The 24,157-nt window shown below is 58.2% G+C and carries 22 protein-coding genes; 8 read left to right on the plus strand and 14 right to left on the minus strand.

What is annotated here, in order from left to right:
• Positions 1-59: 59 nt before the first annotated feature.
• Positions 60-1,580, minus strand: coding sequence for a trimethylamine methyltransferase family protein (locus ACP15L_RS13860; protein ID WP_425084615.1), 1,521 nt, complete (start codon positions 1,578-1,580; stop codon positions 60-62).
• 90 nt (positions 1,581-1,670) lie between these two features.
• On the opposite strand from ACP15L_RS13860, the gene ACP15L_RS13865 reads away from it, so the two are divergent.
• The 7 genes from ACP15L_RS13865 (at position 1,671) to ACP15L_RS13895 (ending at position 8,710) form a co-directional block, all read left to right on the plus strand.
• Positions 1,671-2,582 (plus strand): LysR substrate-binding domain-containing protein, encoded by a 912-nt coding sequence (locus ACP15L_RS13865; protein WP_425084616.1) that lies wholly within the window; start codon positions 1,671-1,673, stop codon positions 2,580-2,582.
• A 213-nt stretch (positions 2,583-2,795) separates the two neighbouring features.
• Positions 2,796-3,923, plus strand: a complete 1,128-nt coding sequence (locus tag ACP15L_RS13870; RefSeq protein ID WP_425084617.1) for a Hint domain-containing protein — start codon at positions 2,796-2,798, stop codon at positions 3,921-3,923.
• Positions 3,924-4,162: 239 nt separating this feature from the next.
• Positions 4,163-4,690 (plus strand): hypothetical protein, encoded by a 528-nt coding sequence (locus tag ACP15L_RS13875; RefSeq protein ID WP_425084618.1) that lies wholly within the window; start codon positions 4,163-4,165, stop codon positions 4,688-4,690.
• The gene (locus tag ACP15L_RS13880) at positions 4,687-5,469 is read left to right on the plus strand and encodes an FkbM family methyltransferase (protein WP_425084619.1); all 783 of its coding nucleotides are present in this window, start codon (positions 4,687-4,689) and stop codon (positions 5,467-5,469) included. Before ACP15L_RS13875 ends, ACP15L_RS13880 begins: the two co-directional genes overlap by 4 nt.
• 300 nt (positions 5,470-5,769) lie before the next feature.
• Positions 5,770-6,645 (plus strand): HlyD family secretion protein, encoded by an 876-nt coding sequence (locus ACP15L_RS13885; protein WP_425084620.1) that lies wholly within the window; start codon positions 5,770-5,772, stop codon positions 6,643-6,645.
• Complete coding sequence (locus ACP15L_RS13890) at positions 6,642-7,568, plus strand: ATP-binding cassette domain-containing protein (RefSeq protein WP_425084621.1); 927 nt, start codon at positions 6,642-6,644, stop codon at positions 7,566-7,568. The genes ACP15L_RS13885 and ACP15L_RS13890 overlap by 4 nt, the downstream gene beginning before the upstream one ends.
• Positions 7,565-8,710 (plus strand): ABC transporter permease, encoded by a 1,146-nt coding sequence (locus ACP15L_RS13895; protein WP_425084622.1) that lies wholly within the window; start codon positions 7,565-7,567, stop codon positions 8,708-8,710. The genes ACP15L_RS13890 and ACP15L_RS13895 overlap by 4 nt, the downstream gene beginning before the upstream one ends.
• Positions 8,711-8,814: 104 nt before the next feature.
• Here the strand turns inward: ACP15L_RS13895 and ACP15L_RS13900 are convergent, their stop codons facing one another.
• The 7 genes from ACP15L_RS13900 to ACP15L_RS13930 form a co-directional block, all read right to left on the minus strand.
• On the minus strand, positions 8,815-9,687 hold the full coding sequence (locus tag ACP15L_RS13900; protein ID WP_170380358.1) for an NAD(P)-dependent oxidoreductase: 873 nt from the start codon (positions 9,685-9,687) through the stop codon (positions 8,815-8,817).
• 15 nt (positions 9,688-9,702) lie between these two features.
• Positions 9,703-10,665, minus strand: coding sequence for a 2-hydroxyacid dehydrogenase (locus tag ACP15L_RS13905; protein ID WP_425084623.1), 963 nt, complete (start codon positions 10,663-10,665; stop codon positions 9,703-9,705).
• 4 nt (positions 10,666-10,669) lie between these two features.
• Positions 10,670-10,864: a hypothetical protein gene (locus ACP15L_RS13910; RefSeq protein ID WP_170380356.1), complete on the minus strand. Its 195-nt coding sequence runs from the start codon at positions 10,862-10,864 to the stop codon at positions 10,670-10,672.
• Positions 10,865-10,880: 16 nt separating this feature from the next.
• Positions 10,881-12,224 (minus strand): amidase, encoded by a 1,344-nt coding sequence (locus ACP15L_RS13915; protein ID WP_425084624.1) that lies wholly within the window; start codon positions 12,222-12,224, stop codon positions 10,881-10,883.
• A complete protein-coding gene (locus ACP15L_RS13920; protein ID WP_170380354.1) occupies positions 12,221-13,585 on the minus strand; it encodes a TRAP transporter large permease in 1,365 nt (454 codons plus the stop codon). Before ACP15L_RS13920 ends, ACP15L_RS13915 begins: the two co-directional genes overlap by 4 nt.
• Positions 13,578-14,186, minus strand: a complete 609-nt coding sequence (locus tag ACP15L_RS13925; RefSeq protein ID WP_170380353.1) for a TRAP transporter small permease subunit — start codon at positions 14,184-14,186, stop codon at positions 13,578-13,580. Before ACP15L_RS13925 ends, ACP15L_RS13920 begins: the two co-directional genes overlap by 8 nt.
• A gap of 81 nt (positions 14,187-14,267) precedes the next feature.
• Entirely contained in the window at positions 14,268-15,362 is a 1,095-nt protein-coding gene (locus tag ACP15L_RS13930; protein WP_170380352.1) for a TRAP transporter substrate-binding protein, read from the minus strand.
• A 246-nt stretch (positions 15,363-15,608) separates the two neighbouring features.
• On the opposite strand from ACP15L_RS13930, the gene ACP15L_RS13935 reads away from it, so the two are divergent.
• The gene (locus tag ACP15L_RS13935; protein ID WP_425084625.1) at positions 15,609-16,442 is read left to right on the plus strand and encodes an IclR family transcriptional regulator; all 834 of its coding nucleotides are present in this window, start codon (positions 15,609-15,611) and stop codon (positions 16,440-16,442) included.
• 54 nt (positions 16,443-16,496) lie between these two features.
• Here the strand turns inward: ACP15L_RS13935 and ACP15L_RS13940 are convergent, their stop codons facing one another.
• The 6 genes from ACP15L_RS13940 to ACP15L_RS13965 form a co-directional block, all read right to left on the minus strand.
• Complete coding sequence (locus ACP15L_RS13940) at positions 16,497-17,933, minus strand: sulfatase-like hydrolase/transferase (RefSeq protein ID WP_425084626.1); 1,437 nt, start codon at positions 17,931-17,933, stop codon at positions 16,497-16,499.
• Positions 17,934-17,937: 4 nt separating this feature from the next.
• The gene (gene phnX / locus ACP15L_RS13945; protein WP_425084627.1) at positions 17,938-18,726 is read right to left on the minus strand and encodes a phosphonoacetaldehyde hydrolase; all 789 of its coding nucleotides are present in this window, start codon (positions 18,724-18,726) and stop codon (positions 17,938-17,940) included.
• A 14-nt stretch (positions 18,727-18,740) separates the two neighbouring features.
• Positions 18,741-19,928 (minus strand): 2-aminoethylphosphonate--pyruvate transaminase, encoded by a 1,188-nt coding sequence (locus ACP15L_RS13950; protein WP_425084628.1) that lies wholly within the window; start codon positions 19,926-19,928, stop codon positions 18,741-18,743.
• Positions 19,929-20,024: 96 nt separating this feature from the next.
• Entirely contained in the window at positions 20,025-21,959 is a 1,935-nt protein-coding gene (locus ACP15L_RS13955) for a dipeptide ABC transporter ATP-binding protein (RefSeq protein ID WP_425084629.1), read from the minus strand.
• Complete coding sequence (locus ACP15L_RS13960; protein WP_425084630.1) at positions 21,959-23,122, minus strand: ABC transporter permease; 1,164 nt, start codon at positions 23,120-23,122, stop codon at positions 21,959-21,961. The genes ACP15L_RS13955 and ACP15L_RS13960 overlap by 1 nt, the downstream gene beginning before the upstream one ends.
• 1 nt (position 23,123) lies before the next feature.
• A complete protein-coding gene (locus ACP15L_RS13965) occupies positions 23,124-24,116 on the minus strand; it encodes an ABC transporter permease (protein ID WP_425084631.1) in 993 nt (330 codons plus the stop codon).
• Positions 24,117-24,157: the final 41 nt, after the last annotated feature.

The following is a 24,157-nucleotide window of genomic DNA, read 5'->3' on the forward strand; positions in this document are numbered from 1 at the left end:
GCGCCGTTCGGCGCGATTCCCCCCGAGGATATTTCTGGCCAGATGAAGAGATCCCGGTTTTAGTACCAGGCGTCCGGGATCTCTTCTTTGCGTTTGGCCACATAGGCGGCCAGTTCGTCTTTCTTGGCCTCGTCCATGGCGGGGGGTTGGTATTCGCTCAGCATCTGGTTCCAGCGCTCATAGGCGCGGCGGCGCATGTCCTTGGAGCCGCCCTCTTCCCAGCTTTCGACGTTTTCGCTGTCGCTGAGCTTGGGTTCGTAGAATGCGGTTTGGTAGTTGCGCATGGTGTGGGCACAGCCCAGAAAGTGACCGCCTGCGTCGACCTCTTCATAGGCGTCACGGGCGAAGGTGTCGTCGCTGGTGTCTAACCCTTGGCTGAGGACCTTTTGGTATGAGCCAAGACGGTCCGCATCCATGATCAGCTTTTCAAAACCAGTACACAGGCCGCCTTCGAGCCAACCGGCCGAGTGTAGAACGAAGTTTGCACCGGCCAGCATGGTCGAGTGCATCGAATCCGCCGATTCATAGGCGGCCTGCGCGTCTTCGATCTTGGAGGCGGTCAGAGAGCCTCCGCAGCGCAGCGGCAGACCAGCGCGGCGGGCCAATTGGCCAATGGCGTAGTTCGAGATCACCGGCTCGGGCATACCAAAGGTCGGTGCGCCCGACTTCAGCGACATGGACGACAGGAAGTTGCCTAGAACAAAGGGCGCGCCGGGGCGCAGCAGTTGGACGTAAGCGCAGACCATCATCGCTTCGGCCATGGCTTGTGCGACGCTGGCGGCAGTGCTGACCGGACCCATTGCGCCGGACAAGATGAACGGAACCACGATCATGCCTTGTCCGCGCGTCGAATAGACTCGCGCCGCTTCGGTAACAACGCGGTCAACCAGCAGCGGAGAATTCGTGTTGACGTTGCCCATAATGACGCAATTGTCTTCCATGAAATCCGCGCCGAAGATGATCTCGGCCATGTCAACGCTGTCTTGCGCGCGGCTCATCTCGGTGATGGCACCCAGATGCGGCTTATCGCTGAGGGTCATATGCGCAAACATCATGTCGAGGTGACGCTTGCTGACCGGCACGTCGCAGGGTTCACAGGTCACGAAACCGCCATGGTGCAGGTTCGGATGCAGGTAGGTCAGTTTCACCAGCTTTTCGAATGACTCGATATCGCCGTAGCGGCGACCGCCTTCCAGATCACGAACGAAAGGTGCGCCGTAGACCGGCGCGAAAACCTGATTGCCGTCACCTATGACCACCGAACGGTCGGGGTTGCGCGCGACCTGAGTGAAGCTTTTGGGCGCCTTGGCACACAAGCTGCGAATCCATTGTGCGTCGGCCCGTACGATATCGCCATCGACCCGCGCCCCTTCGCGGCGCCACAGCTCCAGCGCGTCGGGGTCGTCGCGGAAGGCGATTCCCACATCCTGGAAAATCCAGTCGACCTGGGCCTCAAGGCGGACCAGATCTTCCTCGTTCAGAGGGTCAAAGAAGGCCAACTTTCGTTGGATATAGGGGGAGGCCGGGACCAAACCGGCCTCGGAACCGCGGGAACGGGATTGACGTGCGCGCCGAGCCATTAATAGCACTCCATTTTTTTGGTGCATATTAATCGACAAGAAAACGCATGTGACGCTTGAAAATTTGAATGCTTAGCATAAACACAGTTTATGCAAGAACTCTGGAAACAGCTTGGCTCCCCCCGCAATCTGGTCGTATTCGAGGCCGCTGCCCGTCTTCAGTCCTTTACCCGCGCCGCGCAGGAGTTGAACGTGCAGCAACCCGCCGTTAGCGTTGCCATTCGCAGGCTGGAAGAAGGCTTGGGAACGCCTCTGTTCACCCGCGGTCACCGCCAGGTCGTCCTGACCGGAGCAGGCGAGCGGCTGCTGGCTGATGTTTCGCGGGCGTTCGATCAATTGGCCCTATCGGTTGAGTCCATCAGACAGACCAAACAGGCGGGTTATGTCACCCTCAGCGCATCGACGGCCTTCAACAACTATTGGATCATGCCGCGACTGGCCGATCTGCAAAGACAGCATCCGAAGATCGACTTGCGCCTGCAATCCAGTGACCGGGAACCGGATATCGACGCGGAAAACATCAGCCTTGCGGTGCGTCTGGGGGATGGAAACTGGGCGGATTGCGAAAGCGCCCTGATCGCGCCCGAGGCGATCTATCCCGTGGCATCACCCCGCGTCATGGCCGCCGCAGTTGATCTGCGAAGCCTGCCGAATCTCATGTCCCAACGCCTCATTCACCTGGAAGAACCCATTCGTCAGCGTCCGAGTTGGAGCGACTGGTTCGCCAATTTCTCGATCAGGACGGCCGTTCCGAACACGGGGCTGCGGCTGAACGACTATGCGCTTGTCCTGCAGGCAGCCATGGCCGGTGAGGGGTTTGCCTTCGGCTGGAAACACCTGACCGACCGTCTTGTCGATCAGGGTCTGCTGGCTGCCCGATCCGATTGGCAATGGACGACGGGCAAAGGGTTCTATCTGGTCTGGTCCAAGAAAACCCCTCTGTCCGATGATGCGCGAAAGGTAAGAGATTGGATTTTGCGCACTCTGGACGAGACCGCCTGAGAGCAGCGAGCCATGACAAACGCCTGCCCGCCCAGCTTATGCGACGGGACCCGCCGCATGCGGTTTCCCACATCGGCAAAAGGTGATACCAAACCCAAAGGACCTGACGTCAGGGGCGAATTTTTCACAAAATGAACGAATTTCTGTCTTGAAGAGACAGGGTTTTGCGCCTCTACCTAAGGAATACAGCTTACAGGTTGAAACGAGACTTGAATGCCAGATTTCAGTATCAACGGCGGTGCCTCCACCACGTTTGTCGACACAACTCCCGGCGGGGGGTTTGTCATCGACTTCCGGCTGCTCGACAACAGTTTCAGCGTGCAGATCAACGGTGTGGATCTCTTTGTCGGCGGCCCCGCCGGAGCACCCAATGAACTGCAGTTTCAGGCACCCTCAACCTCTGGCCAAACCGTACGATTTGCCGATGGCGACCGGTATGAGGTGAACACGCCCGCCGTCTGGCAGCTTCAAAACTCGGACATAGATCCAATCGTCCGGCTGGAAGTGAACCCGGACGGGACCATCGCTCTGTCCGGCGTGAAGTCCAACGATGGCGCCCTTGTCCCGCTAGAATTGTTCAACGGCATGACGGTCAACACCGCCGCAATCGCGGCCGCGTGGAACGATGACGGTGACAACACCATCGAAATCGATCAGATCGTGACTGGCCCGACCAATGCGAGCGGCGAATTCGAGGATGTGCCCTGTTTTGCATCAGGAACACTGGTCGAAACGTCAGAGGGGCTTGTTCGCGTCGAGGACCTGAAGGTCGGCGATCAGATTCTGACATATGACAACGGGCTACGGCCGGTTCGCTGGATTGGCTCTCGTGACCTGAGCGAAACCCAACTTGAGGACAAGCCTCATCTCAAACCCATTGTGATCAGGGCGAATGCGCTGGGTCCTGGCTATCCGCAGCGCGATCTGATCGTGTCGCCTCAGCACCGGATTTTGGTTTCCTCAGCCATCGCCAAACGGATGTTCGACTGTCAGGATGTCCTGCTGCCCGCGAAGAAACTGCTGCCATTGAGCGGTGTCGATGTTTTGGACGACCTGTCTGGTGGAGTTCGGTATCACCACATCTTGTTCGATCAGCATGAGATCATTTGGTCCAACGGCGCGCCCACGGAAAGCCTCTTTCTGGGGCCGCTAACCATGCAGGCCATCTCGCCCGAAGCGCGGCAAGAGATCAAAGAGCTGTTCCCAGAATGCGCGGCGGTTGATTTTAGACCGCTAACGGCAAGGTTGGTGCCCGGAAAGGGCAAGTGGATTTCGAAGCTTGTCGAGCGTCACCGCGGGAACCGCAAACCCCTGTTCGACGGTCAGGCTGCCCATAACTGAGCAGGGACCCAGCCCCTGTACCTAAATACCCGCTCAGATCCCGTATATTCTGACTGCCGACGGAAACCCCTATAAGCGCATTATGATGAATCGCTGCGTGGCGGACCGGGTCGAATTTGTGGGCGGCAGCAAAGGCATTCCTCTTAATTTAGATCCGGCCAAACAACTCAGTAGCACATTTGCATTGGGAGGATAGGATTTTTAGCCGTGATGCCGGTGCGCGAAACAACGCGGACCTTTTGCACAAGGCGGAACAGTCGATTGAAAGCTACCGCGCGCATGGCGGTCGGTTGGTCTGGACAATTCACAATGCCCGCCCGCACAAAGTGATCAGCCGTGGAGGCTTTCGCCAAGCCTGCCAGTCGCTGGTCAAACGAGCCGACGCAAGCCGCATTCACGTGATTTCTCATCCAAGCTGTCTCGGGTCGTTTGAGCCACAGGACATCAAACTCGCACATCCTATTCCAGATCGCAGCCCAAACATGTTTTGTTTTTCGGCATGTTTCGGGTTGCTTATCATCGGCCCTGCCCCGGGCGACATGACAGAAGTCACGCCGCCGGAACTGCATGAGACAACACTCTATGACCCAAGCTTGCCCCGAGGGTTGATCCGCGCCATGATCCGATCGCTGCAGATGGAAACCTCAGAGTATCAGAGGCTGCGACAGGCCTGTTTGAAACATGCGCAAATGCACTCGCCCGAGGTGATAAGCCCCAAGCTTATGAACATCCTTCTTGAACACCAACCAGACCGGCCCACGACATGACACGTTCGACACCTCGCCTGTTCCTTAGTCACTTGCGTGAGCTGGGGGTAGACCTAGCGCCAAAAGAGCCGGGCGCCGAGATCCGACCGCGCAAGCTGTTTCGTGCCTTGTCGCGCCGTGGGTTTGAAATCGAACAGACCAAACCAACCGCCGCAGTTTTGCGGGGCTTCGGGTTTCAGCCTGAATCCGTCATCGATATTGGCGTAGATCAGGGCACCCCGATGATCTACGACGCCTTTCCGCAAGCAAAGTTCCTGCTTGTGGACCCGTTGATCGAATCCAAGCAAAGGGTCCAAAAATACGAAGGCAAACTGGATTTTCGGTTCGAGTGCTGCGCCCTAGGTCCCGAAGACGGCAACATCACGGTCAACATCCCCTCGACGGCTACGAAAACCCGCACAAGCCGAGCAACGGCCATGGAGTTCGAAGGGCGGAACAAAGCCCAGTTCGCATCGTTTGAAACGCGCGAGGTTCCGATGCGTAGGCTGGACAGTCTGACGGCAGACCTGCAGGGCCCGATCGGCATCAAGATTGATACCGAAGGGTTCGAGTTGGAGGTCGTGAAAGGCGCAACAGAAACCCTGAAAAGAACCGAATTTGTGTTGGCCGAAGCGAATGTGAAACGGCGCTATGTGGGTGGATACAGGTTCTCAGAGCTGGTCTCTTTCATGGGTCAGAACGGGTTTGAAATTCTGGATTTCCCCAGACCCATTCGACCGGAGTCTGATGACTGTGACGTTCTATTCGCCCGCTATGACAGCGCGCGTTTTGACTTTTGATGCTCTTGAGAACCCCATTGATCCAACACTGCCGAAGGCATAGCAGGGAAATGGTTTGTCAGGACAAGCTTGAGGCTTGAGGCCGGCGCAACGCATTGCATGATCGGCGCGGCCTCCGTGGATGGCTCGACAATATATACAATTCCGATTTCATGATTGTATGGTTCAACAAAACGTCCAATGCGACCAGAGGCTAACACCCGGAGGGACCCTGTGCTGAATTTGTCGATCCCCATACCTTTGATATTGGCGTCAATACTGCCTGCGGTTCTGGACCGATGCTCTGCCTCGGATACGAGCGTGGCCCTTGGCGTACTGGCACGCGACCGCGTCGCATTGACCGCGACGGCCAGCGAAATCATCGTCGATCTGCCCGTTGCCGAAGGCTCGGTCGTCATGGCCGGAGACACGCTGGTTCAACTTGATCCCACGTTACAGACCGCAAAGCTGAACCTGGCGCAAGCCGAACTGGAAAAAGCAAAAGCCACACTTTTGAAGCTGCAGGTCGGACCGCGCGAGGAAGAGATCGCAATTGCCCAAGCCAAGGTCGCCGGAGCTACCGCGCGATTGGCCGATGCCGAAGCTATCTATGAACGCAATGCCCGTTTGGTTGAAAACTCGGTCGTGACCGAGGCGCAGGTCGCAAATGATCTGGCCTTACGGGACTCGGCACGCGCCGAATTGGTCGGTGCTCAGGAAACGTTGAAAGAGCTGCAGAGCGGCACCCGCCCCGAAGATCTCGCCGTTGCGGAAGCAAACGTCCGCGCAGCCGAAGCATCGGTCGATGCGGAACAGACCGTCTTGGAGGATCTGACCGTTGTCGCAACACGCGACGGCGTCCTGGACTCGCTGCCTTGGAACCTCGGTGAACGGGTGACAACCGGCAGCCCCGTGGCCGTTCTGGTCACGGGGCAGACGCCCTATGCCCGCGTCTATGTACCCGAACCGCATCGCGTGACACTGAAACCCGGCGATACGCTGGAGGTGAATGTCGACGGGCTGGATGCCCCTCTGGACGGCGTGGTCCGGTGGATCAGTGACGACGCGTCCTTCACGCCTTACTATGGTTTGAACCAAGATGACCGGACGCGGCTTGTCTATCTGGCCGAGATTGATTTACCCACCGCGTCGCCGGATCTGCCTGCCGGGGTTCCAGTGCAGGTTCCCATGCCATGACAGACGTCGTTGTGTCGACACGCGGCCTGACCCGGCAGTTCGGAACAAACACCGCCGTCAACGATCTGGATCTTGAGATCCATACAGGCCAGATCTATGGGTTTCTTGGCCCTAACGGCTGCGGCAAGACCACGACCATGCGCATGCTGACCGGGCTGCTGACACCGACCAGCGGATCCATCTCGGTTCTTGGTCGATCCATGCCTGAGGCAGCAGAACCGCTGAAGAACGAGATCGGGTACATGACCCAGATCTTCTCCTACTACCGCGACCTGACCGTGCTGGAAAACCTCAGGTTCGCGGCGGAAATCTACGGTATCCCTGCAAAAGCAGCGAAAGATCGGATCGACGAGCTGCTACACACATACGACCTGACGACCAACGTAAATCAACTCAGCGGCAGCATGAGCGGAGGTCAGCGGCAAAAGCTGGCCCTTGCGGCCACGATCCTGCACCGGCCCAAACTGCTGTTTCTGGACGAGCCGACCTCGGCCGTTGATCCCGAAACACGCCGCACGTTCTGGGAGCAATTGTTCGATCTGGTCGATCAGGGTGCGACCATGATCGTTTCTACCCACTTCATGGATGAGGCCGAGCGCTGCCACCGCCTGGCCATCCTTCAGCATGGTGTCAAGAAAGCGGACGGATCACCGCGCCAGCTTATGAATGATCTTCAAGCCGACGTTGTCGAGATCGAAGGTCCGGATCTGCGTAGGGTCAAACATGAGCTGGACGGCACGCCGAAGATATTGTCGACCGCTCAGGTCGGCTCTCGCTTACGGGTTCTGGTGGACAAAGCCGAACCTCAGCCGGTGGATATGCTGCGCGCCCGGCTTGAGGGGTTCTCTGATCTGTCCCTGACACCCCAGCGACCAAATCTCGAAGACGTCTTTGTCAGCGCCACGCGGGGGGAAGACCAATGATCTCGGCCCGCCGGATCGCAGCCGTCCTGAGGAAAGAGCTGCTGCAGCTGCGGAGGGACAGGATGACCTTCGCCATGGTCATAATGATCCCGCTGATCCAGCTTTTATTGTTCGGATATGCGATCAACACCAACCTGCGCCACGTGCCTGTGGCTGTTGTCGATCAATCCCAAACCGAGCTGTCCCGCATGTTGACTCAGATGGTTCAGGCCACGCAGGTCGTGACCGTCACCGAACAACTGACCACCCCACAAGAGGCCGAGCGCGCGATCACACAATCCCGCGTGCGGGCCGCACTGATCATCCCCCCGGACGTCAGCCAACGCCTCGCCCGCAGCCCCTCTGTCGGGCTGGGCTTGCCCAATTCGACGGATCAAACCAGCAGTCGACCCGTCGCGCATTGGATCGTCGATGGCTCGGACACGATGGTGGCAAGCGCGATCAAATCTCTGCGGACAATGCCATTGACCGAATTGCTGAGGCTGCCTGCTAACCGGCAGGTTCCGACATTTGAGGTGACGCTGTACTTCAACCCTGAACAGCGATCCGCAGTCAATATTGTACCGGGTCTTGTGGGGGTGATCCTGACGATGACGATGATCCTGTTCACCTCGGCCGCGATCGTTCGGGAACGCGAACGCGGGAACATGGAGATGCTGATCAACACGCCGATCAAGTCGATCGAGTTGATGCTGGGCAAGATCATTCCCTACATCTTTCTGGGCCTGATCCAGGTCGCGATCATTCTGGGGCTCGGGCATCTTCTGTTTGACGTCCCCACTAACGGAGGGCTGGGCACATTGCTGGTGGTGACGCTGCTGTTCATCATCGCCAGCCTCTCGCTGGGGCTGGTGATTTCCACGCTGGCCCAGAACCAGCTTCAGTCGATGCAGATGACCCTCTTTATCCTGCTGCCGTCCATCCTGATGTCCGGGTTCATGTTTCCGTTCGACGGCATGCCTCAACCGGTTCAGATCATCGCACAGGTGTTGCCGGCCACGCATTTCATGGAAATGATCCGGGGCGTGGTTCTGCGCGATGCCTCTCTCTATGATCTGCGCTCGGAGATCCTGTGGATGATCGGCTTTGCCATTTTCGGATTGCTGGCAGCAACGCTGAGGTTCAAAAAGCGCCTGGGCTAACGAACCATCTGGCGCTTGAACTGCGTGTCAGGTAAATCGCCGCCCTACCTCGCTTTGCTTTGCAAGCGCTCAGCCGGGAGGCGTGGAAATCGGAGGCGTGTTGTTCAATCCAAGGCCCGAAGTCTTTTTAGCAAAGACGAGGTATCCCAGCGGCCACCGCCGAGTTTCTGCACGTCCTTGTAAAACTGATCGACCAGCGCAGTCACCGGAAGGCTCGCCCCAGTTTCATTTGCAGTATCAAGACAAATCCCCAGATCTTTGCGCATCCAATCTACGGCAAACCCGTGGTCAAAATGGTCGTCCAGCATCGTCTCATACCTGTTCGCCATCTGCCAGCTTCCGGCTGCGCCCTGACTGATAACCTCGACGACCGCGCGCCCGTCCAGACCCGCTTTCTCGGCGAAATGCAGGGCCTCGCTCAAGCCCTGAACCAGACCGGCGATCGCAATCTGGTTGCTCATCTTCGTCATCTGACCCGCACCGCTTTCGCCAATCCGACGACAGATCTTCGAATAGACCTGCATGATCGGCTCGGCCGCATCGTATACAGACTGATCCCCGCCGCACATGATCGAAAGGACACCGTTCTCGGCCCCGGCCTGACCGCCCGAAATCGGCGCGTCCACAAAGCCCAAGCCCTGATCCTTTGCCGCCGCATACAACTCGCGCGTGACTTTCGCCGAAACGGTTGTGTGGTCCACGAGCGTGGTGCTTTGCGACATCCCGGAGAACGCTCCGTCCGCACCCGTGCAAACGCTGCGCAGGTCATCGTCATTCCCCACACAGGTCATGACAAATTCTGCCCCCTCGGCCGCCTCGCGCGGGGTTGCGGCCATAGAGCCACCATGTTCGGCAACCCAGGCTTCGGCTTTGGCTGCCGTCCGGTTGAAAACCGTCACGTCGTGGCCTGCGGCCTGCAAGTGGCCTGCCATCGGATAGCCCATTACACCCAGGCCGAGAAAAGCAAGTTTAGCCATTACTTATGTCCTCTACTACAAAAGGTCTCGCGGTGTTTGACCCGCAAAAAAGGCATCCAGATTGTCCAAGGCGCGAAAGCCCATCGCGTCTCGGGTTTTGGTTGTGGCGCTGCCGATATGCGGCAACATGAAGATGTTTTCATGCGCTGCAAATTTTGGGTTTCCACCCGGTTCAGTCTTGAAGCAATCAAGCCCGGCAGCAGCCAGCTTGCCGCTTTCGATCGCGTGCAGCAGCGCGTCTTCGTCAACAAGCGCACCCCTTGCCGAGTTCACCAGAACCGCGCCGTCAGGCAGCTTTGCCAGGTTTTCAGCATCCATCAGGTTCACGGTTTCCGGTGTTGCGGGACAATGCAGCGACAGGAAATCCGCGACCGTCAACAACGTGTCGATGCCGTCGTGATATGTCGCGCCTTGCTCTTGTTCAGGTGACAGGCGGCTGCGGTTGAAGTAGTGAATCTCCATATCAAAACCGCGCGCCTTTTCTGCGAATGCGCGGCCCACACGACCCATACCGACAATCCCAAGCCGAGCGCCAGTGAGCTGTTTGCCGACCATGAAGGACGGGCTCCAGCTGTCCCAAGCACCGGTACGCATCAGGCGGTCCCCTCGGACCGCATGCCGCGCGGCACCCAGCATCAGCAACATCGCAAGCTCAGCCGTGGCGTCCGACAGGACGTCAGGCGTGTTTGTCACGACAATCCCCTTCGCCGCCAGCGCCGGAAGGTCGCAGTGATCTACGCCCACTGAATGGTTCGCCACAATCTTCAGCCGTGGAGCAAGCTTTGAGACGACCTCAGCCGAGAAATGTTCCGAGTGACACGGCATCATCGCGTCGACCTTCGCGCTCATGGCGATGATCTCGTCCGCCGTGCCCGGCGTGTCGGCCTCGTTCAGGATTACGTCATAGCCTTGTCGCGCGCGCGCAATCGTGGCATCGGACACCCGACGCGGTAGCCAGAGAACGGGTCTATCGCTCATGGGGTCAGTCCTTTTTGATCGCGTCTTCCCAGAAATTGTACAGCGCAAGGGCTATGACGAAGACCGCAATACACAAGAACGGAAACCCGCCCCAGAACCCGGCGAAACCGGTCGAGATACTGTGGGCAAGGCCGAGAACGAACACCATCATCAGGCCGGTGCCGATGAGGCCCATGAGAATATTTGTCAGTCGTGACATAGGATTACTCTCCCTTTTATTCTTGCGTTTTGAGGGTTCTTTGAACCCATGCAGCTGTCCGAAAAAGCCGGTCGTCTTCTTCGATCGCGCCGATCAACTGGACACCAATGGGCAGGTCATTCTGCCCCACCAACAAAGGCAGCGTGAGGCAGGGCAAACCTGCCAGCGTCCAGGTGAGGCAGAAAACGGAATCTCCGGTATGGCCCGCGCTCAGCGGAACGGCTTCGCCGGTTGCTGCCGGGGCCAGGATTGCGTCGAATTCATTGAAATACTCGGCAAAGAAGCCCTGAGCGGACGCCATGACGGCCAAGGCGTCTTCATATTCGGCCTCGCTGATATCTCCTCCACGGGTTATTGCGGATTGCATCTCGGGGCTGAGTTCCGGCCAATACGCATTCGAGATTTCGACCATGTTTTGGCGAATTTCGTAGTCATAGATCGTTTTGTGAACGGTGATCAGATCGGCCAGTTGCGACGATACCGAAAAACGCTCGACCCTTCCACCAAGCCCCTCGATAACGGCGTTCAGCCCCTCAAGTGCATCCTCATCAAGGCGATCGTTGAAGGGAAAATCAAGCCAGGCAATGTTCGGTTCGACCGGAACATCCGCCTGCGCGCCGGACAGCATATCCGCTCGCGGCCGGGCAAAGCTGGCGGGATCGCGCTGGTCATATCTAGACACCACATTTGTCAACAAAGCGATGTCTTCCAGCGCGTTGGCGAAACCCCCAACATGGTCCAAAGAAACCGAGGTTCTGAAAACCCCATGTCGCGAGATCATTCCGCGCGTGGGTTTGAAACCATAGGCACCGCAGTAAGAGGCCGGGCGGATAACCGAACCCCCGGTCTGTGTGCCGATGGCCAGAGGCACATGTCTGGCGGCAACGGCAGCGGCCGATCCGCTGGACGACCCCCCTGGTGTTCTGGTCGCATCAAAAGGGTTGGTGGTTTCGGTCGGATGCATAAAGGCAAGCTCGGTCGTCTTGGTCTTGCCCATGATAACGGCGCCGGCCTCGCGCAGGCATTCTACGAGCCTAGCATCTGCCTCCGGCTGTCGACCCGAAAAGATCGGTGTGCCCCTCTGTGTGGGCATGTCTTTTGTGTCGACAATGTCCTTCAGCCCCACGGGCACCCCGTGCAAGGGGCCAGTCGCTCGTCCTGCCTTGCGAATGCGATCCAGCTCGCGCGCCTGATCCAGCGCAACGCCCGCATCCAGGTAAGCCCAGGCGCGGATGGTGCTGTCGGTCTCTTCGATGCGTTTGAGACAGTCCTCAACCAGTGCTTCGGACAAGATACGCCCGTCCCGAATGCCCTCGGCGGATTGAACCGCCGAGAACAATGACAGATCGTGTTTGGTCATGGCACCCAGACCCCGAACAGGTAGTCAGGCAGCCACAGCGCGATGCCCGGGAACTGATACATCAGCACCATGCACAGGATCACGATGGCCAGATAGGGCATCAGACCTCGGAAGATCTCCATCAGCTGGATCTGGTTCTTTAGGACCCCCTTCAAATAGTAGGCCGACATGGCCATCGGTGGTGTCAGGAATGAAGTCTGCAAGTTCAGAGCTACCAGCATCGCGAAGAAATACGGGTTGACGCCAAACGTCTCGAGCATGGGCAGGAAGATCGGCACGAAGATGATCAGAATCTCGGACCATTCAAGCGGCCAGCCCAGCAGGAAGATGATCAACTGCGCAAGCACAAGGAACTGCCAGGGCTGAAGGTTCATCCCAACAACCCAATGCTCGATCACGTCATGCCCGCCGAGATATGAAAAGATCGACGCAAAGGTCCACGAGCCCACGAATAACCAGCACACCATGGCGGTGGCCTTGGCCGTGAGGAAGACACTTTGCTTGACCTTGTCCCAGGTGAGCGACCGGTAGAGCACTGCCAGCACAAGCCCGCCCAAGGCACCCATCGCCGCCGCTTCGGCCGGCGTTGCAAGACCGCCGAGGATTGAGCCAAGCACCAGCAGGATCAAAACGGTCAACGGCACGAACGAGATCAGCAGGTCCATGTAGATCTGCCGTTTTGGCGGAACATCATCCTCCTGCGGCTTGGGGGCCAGCGACGGGTTCAGCCAGACACGCACCATGACGTAGACAATGTAGAGACCCGCCAGCATGAGGCCCGGAAAGACCGCCGCTGCATAGAGGCGCAGCGGAGAAAGCTCGGCAATGGCGGCGTAGACGATCAACATGATCGACGGTGGGATCAGGATGCCCAACGTGCCACCGGCGCAGATCACGCCCGAGGCAAAACTGCGCTGATACCCCGCGTTGGCCATTGCCGGATAGGCCAGCAATCCCATCAGGGTGACAACGGCGCCCACAATCCCCGACGCTGTCGAGAAAACCGCACACGTTAGCAGCGCCGCGATCGCCAGAGATCCGGGCAAGTTGCGGGCCGCCATGTAGAGCGAAAAGAACAACCGGTCGACGATGTTCGCCCTTTCGACCACGTAGCCCATGAACAGGAACAAGGGGATGGCAACAAGCGTGTCATTCTCCATCACCGAATAGGTGTTCTGGTTCAGCAGGTAGAAGATGTTGTTGTTGAAGATGTCCGCAATGCTCTCGGGCGCGGACTGGTAGTAGGCATAATACCCGAACGCGACACCCATGGCGAGCAGTGTGAACGCAATCGGAAAGCCCAACAGAACCAGCACAATAAAGAGGCTGAGCATCAGGATGGCGACTTGTGGATCAGTCATCGCTGCGACCTCCTTGCTTGGTGCCTGTTGTATGAATTCGGTCGACGGTTGATTCCATCAGCATGTCTTCGGTCTCACGTACGTCATCCAGACGGTCGAGCCAGACGCCATTTCGCATCGCCAGCCAGCATCTTGCCATCTCGGCAAGCCCTTGCAGCATCAGCAAGACACCGGCGACGGGGATCAGAGTTTTGAAGAAATAAATCTGAATTCTGGCGGGGCTGTTCCAGCTGACTTCTTCATAGCGCCAGCTGTCCTTGGCGATTTCCCAGCCGTACCAGAACAGGGCAAACATGCCGGGAAAGAAAAAGATAATATACAGAACGAAATCGACCCGCGCCTGCCAGCGGACCGAGAAAAGGCGGTACAGCACGTCACCGCGCACATGCGCGTCTTGCGCCAGCGCATAGGCCCCGGCCATCAGGAACAAGGCGCCATACATCTGTACCATCATATCGAACGCCCAGACGGTCGGCTTGTTCAGCACGTACCGGACGAACACTTCGTAGGACACCGAAAGTGTCAGAATTAGGATGCACCAACCGAAGGCTTTGCCGACCCATTGGCTTAGCCCTTCGATGGCGTGGATTGTCTTGATCAAGGTCAGTTCCTCGCCTGTTCCGCCCGCAGTTCAGAAAGCCGCGCGCCGGCGCGACCTTCCGTTTTCAAAGAGTGTCAGGCCTCAGCCGAAGTAGTGCTTATACGCCAGCTTGTAGTCAGGCTGGTTGAGATTGAGGTAGTTCATGACAGTCTTCGCATAGGCCTTCTGGCTGTCGACAACCTTGGCAAAGAACGGATCTTCGTTCGAGATCCTTTCGACCACAACATCCCAAGCCTCGAGCTGGGCCTGCATCACGCTGTCAGGCGTGCGATACACGTTGACACCCTGCTCTTCGGCCAGCGTCACCAGATCGTCAGCGTAGCGCTTGGTGTTGTTCCAGTAGAAGTTCGAGTTCTCGGCCTCGGACGCGTATTTCAGGATCGCCTGAAGCTCGGGCGCAAGCGCGTTGAACTTGTCTTTGTTGAACGTGACCTCGAAGAACTCCTGGCTCTGGTGGAACGAGGCCAGATGATAGTGTTTGGACACGTCCTGCATACCAAAGTCGCGGTCGGATGTGGGGTTGTTGAACTCGGCCGCATCAATCAGGCCGGACTTCATCGCGGGCTGGATCTCGCCCCCGGGCAGCTGCACAACGGACATGCCCATCTCAAGCAGAACATCTGCCGCAAGACCAACTGTACGGTATTTCAGACCGTTCATCTGATCCGAGCTTGTGATTTCCTCTTTGAACCAACCCAGTGGCTGTGCGGGCATGGGCGAGTTGAAGAAGGACACAACGTTCAGGCCAAGGATGCCCATCAGCTCGTCAAACAGTTCCTGACCGCCGCCATAGTTCACCCAGCCCAGAACCTCTTGGCTGGACCAGCCAAAGCACGGACCCGTTCCGAACAGCGATGCCGTCTTGGATTTCGAGTACCAGTAGGCCGGAACGTAATGCGCCGCGTCCAGAACGCCGCGGTGGACCGCGTCCTGCATCTGGCTGGTTTTTACGACCGAATTCACAGGCAGAAGTTCGATCGTCAGTTTGCCACCGGACATTTCATTGACGCGGTTGACGTAGGATTGCGCGTTCTCAAGAAAGATGCCGCCGCCCCAGGCTGCCTGCATCTTCATTGTCGTTCCTTCCTGCGCATGGACAGCCGGAGCAGCAAGCGCACCAGCACCTACAACAGCGGACCCACGCAGAAAGTTTCTGCGGTTCAAAGATTTTGTCATGTTTCCTCCCTAGACTGGGCCGTCGCCGATATCCCTTCGGCATTGGCACCAAACCCGCCCTCCAGCGGATAGAATCTACGATAAGCCAGATTCGCAATTTTTCAAAATATTTTGGAAACTCTTTCATTTTTGGCGTCAAAATATACGCAATATATTGTTTTTGCTTTATTTATTATTTTCATTTTTTTGAACTTGCGAACAAGCTAGACTCTTTTCACTACAAGTCAGATGACAAACGCACCAAAAATGAACGAACCAAAGACAGTTGCAAGACGCGGGCGCCCGCGCCTGAAAGCGAATGAAGAAAAGCCCGCAGGTTCTCCGGTCGGGGCTCTGGATCGTGGGATTCGTGTCCTGATTGCCGTCGCAGATGCCCGGGGCGCGACGCTTGTCGACATTGCAAGAACGACAGGTATTCCAACGGCAACGGCGCACCGGCTTCTGACCACGCTCCATCAGCGAGGCATGGTGGTTAACGATGCCGAACATGGTAAGTGGCGCGTCGGACCGCAGGCCTATCGGATCGGCAACACGTTCGAGGAAACCTCGAATCTGCTGGAGGTCGCACCAGCCGCGATGCGCAAGCTGTCCAAGGAAACCGGAGAGACCGTGAACCTTGCCATCGAGGAAGGTGGGCAGCTGCTTTACCTGATCCAGGTCGAATCCGAAAATCCGATCCGCGCCTCGATCAAGAACGGAACCGCAGCTTACTTTCACACATCCGGTGTCGGCAAAGCCATCATGGCGCATATGGACGAGGCAGCGCTGGAAAAGCTATTGGCCCCTCTGACACTGGTCCAGCAGACTCCCAACTCGATTACGGACAAACAACGGCTCAAAGACGAGCTGCAGATATCCCGGCAAAGAGGATGGGCAATCGACGATGAAGAGCGTTTTCCAGGCCTGCGCTGTATCGCAGCGCCTGTCTTCGACTCGTTGGAGAATGTCGTCGCTGGCGTTTCAGTATCTGGGCCCATCACCAGATTCCCCGACAACAAGCTTGAAACCTTGGCTGCGTCAGTTGTTGAGACTGCGGCAAGCATCTCTGAAAAACTCCGGAGTTCCCCACCTCAGAGTTAATTTCTTTACTTTTTCAACCGTATTGAGCTTCGGGGGTCAGGTCCTGAGGTCACCTCAGACCGAGCCTTTTCTCATTCTGTGTGACAGCACCTCAGCCCGCAGGTGATGCAGTCGGGGCAGATCTTCCCGCGCGAGATTCCGGGTGCAATCGGGATCGTTTTCGACATCAAACAGCATCGGCTCGATATCCGTTGCGAAATGCGCAAGCCGATATCCGTCTTTCTCAAACGCAAGGGCGCGGAAATGATCGGGCGGGCATTGCCATGCGGTTTCAAAGCGCCCCTTGCCGTTCTCTGATCCAAGCTCAAGCTCGACCATGGCCTCGTGCCCGTAGGGTCGGTCGGGCGCCAAGAGGTTACAGCCCTGCATCTCGGAGGGCGGTGCAGCTCCAAGCGCCGACAGAACCGTCGGGGCCACGTCAATCGACTGGGTCAATGCGTCGATATCTTCAGGCTCAAGATCCGGATGCCCGATCATCAGGGGCACGTGGGACGCAGCGCGGAACGGGGTCTGTTTTCCCCAAAGACCAAGATCGCCCAGCATCTCTCCGTGATCAGCAGTCAACACGATCAGCGTGTCGTCCAACTGACCCACATTTCGCAACCATTCAAAAATCCGACCGATGTGATGATCAACTTCAGCAGCAAGCCCAAGGTAGGTGGATCGGCAAAGCGCGATCTGCTCCGGCGTCATGGCATCTTGCTGTCCGTCAAAACCCCAGAACATATCCGTGCCGCTTGGGCGGGAATGATAGGCTTCAAAGAACGGATGCTCAAAAGTGGCCTCAACCGGTGGCGGGATGTCCTGTGGGTTGATCAAATCGTTATACGGCGCAGGGGCAACAAACGGGGGATGCGGCCGGATATAGGTGACCATGGCAGACCATGGCTGTGATTTGCGAACGTCAAGATGCGCTAAAACCCGATCGGTCAGGTACGCGGTATCACTGTCCTGCGCCTCATAGAGCGCTGGCCCTCCGAGAATGTCGTTCTGAGGTTTGTAGAGCGCATTCAGGTCGCTCGCATCCGGCACGTCATAGCCACGCGATCTGAGATGGGCGAGCCACTCCCACGCTTCCTCGCGCATCTCGGTGACCTCGGTGATCCCCGGAATCGGCCCTGTGTAGGACAGATGCGCCGGGTCATTCGGGTGCAAGCCTCTGGGATCAGGCTGCGTATCCGTATAGCCGAACAGCAACAGCTCTCGCCCGATGGAGCGCAGCGCCGTTGCAAGGTTGGGGATATCGCGCCGCAGCGGAACGCCGTTCTGAACCGATCCATGGTGCATGGCGTATTGGCCCGTGAGCAAGCTTGCACGGGCCGGACCGCAAGGCACCACAACCGTATGATGGTTGCGGAAATGCACCGATTGCGCGGCCAGAGCGCGAATGTTGGGCAGCGGCACATACTGGCCCAAAGCGCCCGTCAGAAGGTCCGCGCGGAACTGATCGATGACGATGAACAGAAAATTGCGCGGAGCCTTCTTCAGCATGGGGTCAGGCCTCTACGCCGTCCAGTCCACGGATCAGCGCGGGCAGATCGGCAACCGTGTCGATCACATAGTCCGCACCAGCGTCCTTCAGGATTTTGGTCGCGTGCTGGCGCAGCGCGTCAACCTCCTCCGCCGACAGTGCAGCCAGTTCCTCCGGTGTTTTGCCCACAGCATTGCCGGACAGAGATACGCCCACGGTCAGACAACCAGCGGCGACACCCTCTTTGATTCCCGGTTCGGTGTCATCGACCTTGATGATCGCCGCAGGTGGATAGGCCACCAGATCGACCATGCATTTATACATGCCCAGCGGACCGGGGCGGCCTTCGGGCAGGTCGTCGGAACAGACCAGGTTGTCCGGCTCATAGCCCTGAGCGGCGGCAACCGGCAGGACGTTCTCCATGATTGAGCGGGTATATCCCGTGGTCGATCCGATCTTGAGGCCCATGGACCGCAGATCGTCAATCGCAGCTTTGCCTCCCGGAACCAGATCCGCGTAGTCGGCGGCGACTTTTTCGTTCATCGGCACAAAGATCTCATAGACCTTGTCGACATCCTGATCGGTTGGCGCATTGCCATATTTCGCCTCCCACTGAGCGGCGATTTCGGGCATGTCCATCATGGTGCGGATGTGATCCCATTTAGGCGCGCCCATCGGTGCGCGGGCCTGTTCGATCGTGGCTTCGATATCGAACTTGGCGAAGGCCTTCACAAACACGCCCATCGGCGCGAATGATCCGAAATCGACCATTGTCCCCGCCCAATCAAACACGGCGGCTTTGAATTTGCTCATTGTCTTTCCTTTCGTCAGGCAGGTTCAACCTGTTTCTGTTTGAGTGTTTCGTCCGAGGGGCTGGCACTGTCGACCCCCATGTCACGCAGCACCTCGGCTGCGGTGGCAACGACGGCTTGCATCACATGCGCATCGACCTGTCCGATGTGGCCAATCCGGAAGCTTTCGGCTGCTGTGAGTTTGCCGGGATACAGGATAAATCCGCGCGCTTTCATGCGGTTATAGAAATCCGGAAACGCAAAACGGGGGTGATCCGGGCAGAAGAAAGTGGTGATGATCGGCGACAGCCACTCATCGTCCAGCAACGTGACAAAGCCCAGTTCACGCATCCCTTTGACCAGCGTCTTGCGGTTTTCAAGATACCGCGCGCCCCGTGCGGCAACGCCCCCCTCGGCCTCATGCGCGCGCAGCGCTTCGATGAAGGACGCAACTACATGCGTGGGCGGGGTAAAGCGCCACTGGCCTGTTTTCTCCATCGCGGCCCATTGGGCGTGAACATCCAGGCTGAGCGAATGGCTGTTGCCTTCCGCCGCCTTGATCGCGTCTGTTTCAGCGATCACGAACCCAAAGCCCGGCACGCCCTCGATGCATTTGTTGGCCGAGCTGACCATAGCCTGAAACGGGATCACATGCGGCTCGAGCGGGACAGCACCGAAGGCCGACATGGAATCGACCAGAAGCTTTCGACCCGCCGCTTGCGTTGCATCCGAGATCTCTTGCAGCGGGTTGAGGATGCCCGAGCTGGTTTCGCAATGGATGGCCAGCACGTGCGTGATCGCAGGGTCGGCCCGCAGCGCCTCTGCCACCTGATCCCCGCGCGGGGGCAGATAGTCACCCATGTCGATCACAGCGAAGTCACGGCCAAGATAGCCCAGCGTTTGTACCGCCCGTTTGCCATAGGCGCCGTTGCACAACACCAGCACTTTGCCGTCCCTGGGCACAAAGCTACCCAGCATCGCCTCGACCACGTAAGAGCCGCTGCCCTGCAAAGGCACACAATCATAGCGGTCTTTGTCCTGCCCCAGAATATCCAACAGGCGGCGACGCAACTCAGCCGTCATGGCGCGAAAATCGGCATCCCAACTGCCCCAGTCACGCAGCATCGCTTCTTTCACCGGCAGCGACGTGGTCAATGGGCCCGGAGTCAACAGATACGGTTCACCGAAATGCGGCGAGGGCAGTTTTTGGTTGTGATCAATCATGTCATTCATCTTCTATATGAAGGGTGCCATAACATAGTTTTGAGCTATGTCTCGGCTACAGTTTTCCAGTGATCCCCGCAAGGGTGTTTCGACCGACTAAGCAGGCTCCAGCGCCTTGGTCCTTTCCGTGGTCACGTGCTGATCCAGATGGCAGGCCACGAAATGCCCCTCATCCACTTCCACCAGCTGGATCGACTCGTCCGAGGGCTGATCCGGGATGCGCAGCGACACCCCTTCCGGGCCAGAGGAGGCAACGGGATGGATCATGTTGCCCTCAAAGCGGATCGGTTTGAATTCGGCGTCAGGATCAGGGTGTGGGACAGCGGACAGCAACGCCTTGGTGTAAGGGTGCCGCGGGTTGAAAAAGATCTTGTCGGTCGGGCCATATTCCATGAACCGCCCCCGATACATCACCGCCACCCGGTGCGAGATTTGCGCGACCACCGCCAGGTCATGCGCGATGAACAGGAAGCTGACACCCAGTTCGGCCTGCACGTCCTTCAAAAGCGCGACGATCTCGGCCTGAATCGACACGTCCAGCGCCGAGACGCATTCGTCGCAGACAACAAATTTGGGCTTGGACACCAGCGCGCGCGCAATGCAGATCCGTTGCCGCTGGCCGCCGGAGAACGCATGCGGGAAGCGCCGCAGATGCTCCAGGTCGATCTTGCAACGCGCCGCGATCTCGCGCACCCGTTCGTCAATCTGGTCCCGGTCTGTCATCAGACCCGAGGCGACCAGCGGTTCGGCTATGATATCCCGCACCGTCATGCGCGGGTTCAGGGAAGAATACGGGTCCTGAAAAACAAGGCTCATTTCCGGGCGGAAGCTGCGCAACAGGTTGCCACCAAGGGTGTGCAACTGGACCGGGCCTTCATGGAACGCCATGTTGATCTTGCTGCGAACAGCGCGAAGTTCGGCCTCGGACGCGTGGGCAAGGTCGATATCGCCCTTTTTCTTTCGGTGAAAGATCACCTCGCCTTCGCTGGGATCAATGGCGCGCAGCATCGCGCGCCCAACGGTGGTTTTGCCTGATCCGCTTTCGCCGACGAGGCCCACGGTTTCGCCCTTGAGGATGTCGAAAGTGATGTCACTAACCGCGCGGACCGTTTCAACCTCGGTTCGGAACAGCTTCTTCTTTCTCACCTCGAATTCGACGCCCAGATTGTTGACGTCAATCAGCTTTTTGCTCTTCTTCAACGGCGCGGGCGGGACGACCTTGTCCAGCCGCGGAACCGCGTCTAGCAAGCGCTGGGTATAGGCCTGTTGCGGATTGTTGATGACCTCGCGCACGGTGCCTCGCTCGACAATCTCGCCCTTATACATCACCGCGATGTCATCCGCGACTTGGGCCACCACACCCAGATCGTGGGTGATGAAAATCATGCTCATGCCCAGCTCAGCCTGCAGATCACGCATCAGTTGCAGAACCTGAGCCTGAATGGTCACGTCCAGCGCGGTCGTCGGCTCATCCGCGATCAGCAGCTGCGGACCGGCTGAGAGTGCCAGAGCAATCATGGCCCGTTGGCGCATGCCACCCGACATCTCATGCGGGAATTGATCCACGCGGGCAGAGGGGTTGGTGATACCCATCTTGTCCAGCATCTCAATCGCAAGCTCGCGGGCCTGCCGTTTGTTCAGCCCGCGATGCAGCTGGATCGCTTCAATGATCTGGTTGCCGATGGTGTAGATCGGCGAAAAGCTGGCCATCGGCTCCTGAAAGATCATCCCGATCTCACCGCCGCGGATCACGCCCATGCGTGGGTCATGGGGGCGCACCTTGGCCAGGTCGACGGATTTGCCGTCCTTCATGACGTAGTTGATCTCGGACCGCTGATCGATGCTGGCAATGCCGGGCAGCAGCTGCATCACCGCCTTGGTCGACACAGATTTGCCCGAGCCGCTTTCGCCCACGATGCCCAGCGTCTTGCCCTTCTCTAGCGAGAACGAGACATCGCGAACCGGCTGGATCAGCCCTTCATCTGTGCGGAAAGACAGGGTCAGGTTTTTGACGTCGAGGATGTTTGCCATCACTTCGCCTCCGCATAAGGGTCAGCCGCGTCGCGCAGCCCGTCGCCGATCACGGTGAAAGCCAGAACGGCTACCACCACGAACACAGCAGGAATGAACAGCCAAGGGGTTTGCTCGATCGCACGGACCGATTGCGCCTGTTGCAGCAGAACGCCCCACGAGACCGACGGCGGGCGCAGGCCGAGGCCAACAAAGGACAGCGCGGTTTCCGACAGGATCATGTAGGGGAACGAGATCACCAGATCGACGATGATGAAGCTGGTGAAGCTAGGCAGCATGTGCTGACCGATGATGCGCTTGGGGCGCGCGCCGGCCAGTCGAGCCGCAACCACATAGTCTTCGTTCCGGATCGACAGAAGCTGCGACCGGATGCGCCGCGCCAGTGTCGGCCAGCCGAACAGGCCCAAGATCAACGTCATCGCGAAATAGACCTGCGTGGTCGACCACTCCTTCGGCATGGCGGCGGCCAGTCCCATGTAAAGCGGGATGATGGGTACAACGCGGATCACCTCGGTCACGCGCTGGATGACGTTATCGATGAGGCCGCTGAAATACCCGGCAGTCCCGCCGATGATCAGCGCCAGTACAAATGAGATCAGCACCCCGATCACACCAATCGAAAGTGACGTCCGCGTGGCATAGATGGTGCGCGAGAACACATCCCGTCCCAGATCATCCGTGCCCCAGAAATGGATCTTGGCGTCCGGGTTCTGCAAGCCGATCAGGTGGCGGTCGGTTGGGATAAAGCCCAGAACCTTGACCGGTTCTCCTTTGACGAACAGCCCCAGATAGTTGCGCACGTCGGGATCGGGCACCGAGACGGCCCGCAGGGTCACCGGATCACGCTCGGTCTTGGTGCCGTTGATAAAGGGCACGACAGAGCATCCGTTGTCATCGCAAAAGCGCGGGATTTGCGGCGGTCCTTCGATAAAAGAGGTATCGCGCGTGACCGGGCCAAAGGGCGCGACGATCTCGGCAAACAAACCGGCCAGCGCCATCAGCCCCAGCACGATCGAGGCATACATCGCAGCGCGGTGCTTTTTGAAGCGCCACCAGATCAGGGTCCATTGCGAGGCCGAGTAGTATTTCAGCAGCTGCTGACGTTCTTTTTCCGCAGCCCGACGCTGGGCCGGGGTCATTTCGGGATCTGTCATATCGGTCATGTCACGCCCCCAGCTTGATGCGCGGGTCAAGCCACGCCAACAGCAGATCGGAAAGGAAATTCATGAACACGATGGCAAAGGTCAGCATCAGCAGGATCGCACCCGCCACGTTCATGTCGAGGTCGAGATACGCTTTCAGCAACAGCTCGCCCAGCTCGGTCAAGCCCAGAACCACGGCCACGATCGGCAGCTCGGAAAAGATCCGGTTCACGTCAAACCCGATGGTCGAAACGACCGGGTTGATCGCGATACGGGCCGGGTATTTGATCAGCAGCTTCCGCTCGGGCACACCGCGCGCGCGGGCTGCGGTGACGGACAGCTTGTTCAGCTCATCCGACATGGTCGCGCGCACGGTCTGGATTTGGTAGGCGACCGCCGACCAGGCCAGAACTACCGCAGGCAACCACAGGTGTTTGAGCATATCCCAGACCTTGGCCACGCTCCAAGGCGCGTCCTGATACTGGGCCGAGAACAACCCGCCGATATCCGCCCCGAACCAACGGTTGGCGAAATACAGCATGACCAGCGCCAGCAGAAAGTTCGGCAGCGCGAGGCCCAGATACGAGAAAATCGTCAGACCGTAGTCAATGGCCGAGCCGCGCCGCACGGCCGCGTAGATCCCAACCGGGATCGAGATCAGATAGGTCAGGATAAGCGTTGCGAACAGGATGCCTGCGGTCAGCCAAACCTTGTCACCGATCACCTTGGTGACCGAGGTTTCAAAGGCAAATGCCTGCCCGAAATCCCAGCGCAGAACGATACCGCCAATCCAGTCGAAATACCGAAGCAACATCGGCTTGTCCAAACCCAGCTCTTGACGGATGGCCTGCACATCGGCCTCGGTTACGTTGACCCCGGTGCCCGAGTATTTCCGGAACGCGTAGCGGTCCGCGTAGTCTCCGGGCGGGATTTCCATGATCAGGAATACCATCATCGACACCAGAAGCATCGTGATGGCCATTCCTACTAATCGTTCGGCGGTGAATCTGAGCATGCGTCTGTCCCGAGATTGCAGCTTGGACTGCAAAACTCCGG

This window comes from Ruegeria profundi (assembly GCF_049800715.1).
Taxonomy (GTDB): Bacteria; Pseudomonadota; Alphaproteobacteria; order Rhodobacterales; family Rhodobacteraceae; genus Ruegeria; species Ruegeria profundi_A.

Excerpts from the sequence above, each read along its gene's own strand:
- ACP15L_RS13860 (WP_425084615.1), bottom strand. The coding sequence starts at position 1,580 with ATGGCTCGGCGCGCACGTCAATCCCGTTCCCGCGGTTCCGAGGCCGGT.
- ACP15L_RS13865 (WP_425084616.1), top strand. The coding sequence starts at position 1,671 with ATGCAAGAACTCTGGAAACAGCTTGGCTCCCCCCGCAATCTGGTCGTA.
- ACP15L_RS13870 (WP_425084617.1), top strand. The coding sequence starts at position 2,796 with ATGCCAGATTTCAGTATCAACGGCGGTGCCTCCACCACGTTTGTCGAC.
- ACP15L_RS13880 (WP_425084619.1), top strand. The coding sequence starts at position 4,687 with ATGACACGTTCGACACCTCGCCTGTTCCTTAGTCACTTGCGTGAGCTG.
- ACP15L_RS13890 (WP_425084621.1), top strand. The coding sequence starts at position 6,642 with ATGACAGACGTCGTTGTGTCGACACGCGGCCTGACCCGGCAGTTCGGA.
- ACP15L_RS13895 (WP_425084622.1), top strand. The coding sequence starts at position 7,565 with ATGATCTCGGCCCGCCGGATCGCAGCCGTCCTGAGGAAAGAGCTGCTG.
- ACP15L_RS13900 (WP_170380358.1), bottom strand. The coding sequence starts at position 9,687 with ATGGCTAAACTTGCTTTTCTCGGCCTGGGTGTAATGGGCTATCCGATG.
- ACP15L_RS13905 (WP_425084623.1), bottom strand. The coding sequence starts at position 10,665 with ATGAGCGATAGACCCGTTCTCTGGCTACCGCGTCGGGTGTCCGATGCC.
- ACP15L_RS13910 (WP_170380356.1), bottom strand. The coding sequence starts at position 10,864 with ATGTCACGACTGACAAATATTCTCATGGGCCTCATCGGCACCGGCCTG.
- ACP15L_RS13915 (WP_425084624.1), bottom strand. The coding sequence starts at position 12,224 with ATGACCAAACACGATCTGTCATTGTTCTCGGCGGTTCAATCCGCCGAG.
- ACP15L_RS13920 (WP_170380354.1), bottom strand. The coding sequence starts at position 13,585 with ATGACTGATCCACAAGTCGCCATCCTGATGCTCAGCCTCTTTATTGTG.
- ACP15L_RS13930 (WP_170380352.1), bottom strand. The coding sequence starts at position 15,362 with ATGACAAAATCTTTGAACCGCAGAAACTTTCTGCGTGGGTCCGCTGTT.
- ACP15L_RS13935 (WP_425084625.1), top strand. The coding sequence starts at position 15,609 with ATGAACGAACCAAAGACAGTTGCAAGACGCGGGCGCCCGCGCCTGAAA.
- ACP15L_RS13940 (WP_425084626.1), bottom strand. The coding sequence starts at position 17,933 with ATGCTGAAGAAGGCTCCGCGCAATTTTCTGTTCATCGTCATCGATCAG.
- phnX (WP_425084627.1), bottom strand. The coding sequence starts at position 18,726 with ATGAGCAAATTCAAAGCCGCCGTGTTTGATTGGGCGGGGACAATGGTC.
- ACP15L_RS13950 (WP_425084628.1), bottom strand. The coding sequence starts at position 19,928 with ATGATTGATCACAACCAAAAACTGCCCTCGCCGCATTTCGGTGAACCG.
- ACP15L_RS13955 (WP_425084629.1), bottom strand. The coding sequence starts at position 21,959 with ATGGCAAACATCCTCGACGTCAAAAACCTGACCCTGTCTTTCCGCACA.
- ACP15L_RS13960 (WP_425084630.1), bottom strand. The coding sequence starts at position 23,122 with ATGACCGATATGACAGATCCCGAAATGACCCCGGCCCAGCGTCGGGCT.
- ACP15L_RS13965 (WP_425084631.1), bottom strand. The coding sequence starts at position 24,116 with ATGCTCAGATTCACCGCCGAACGATTAGTAGGAATGGCCATCACGATG.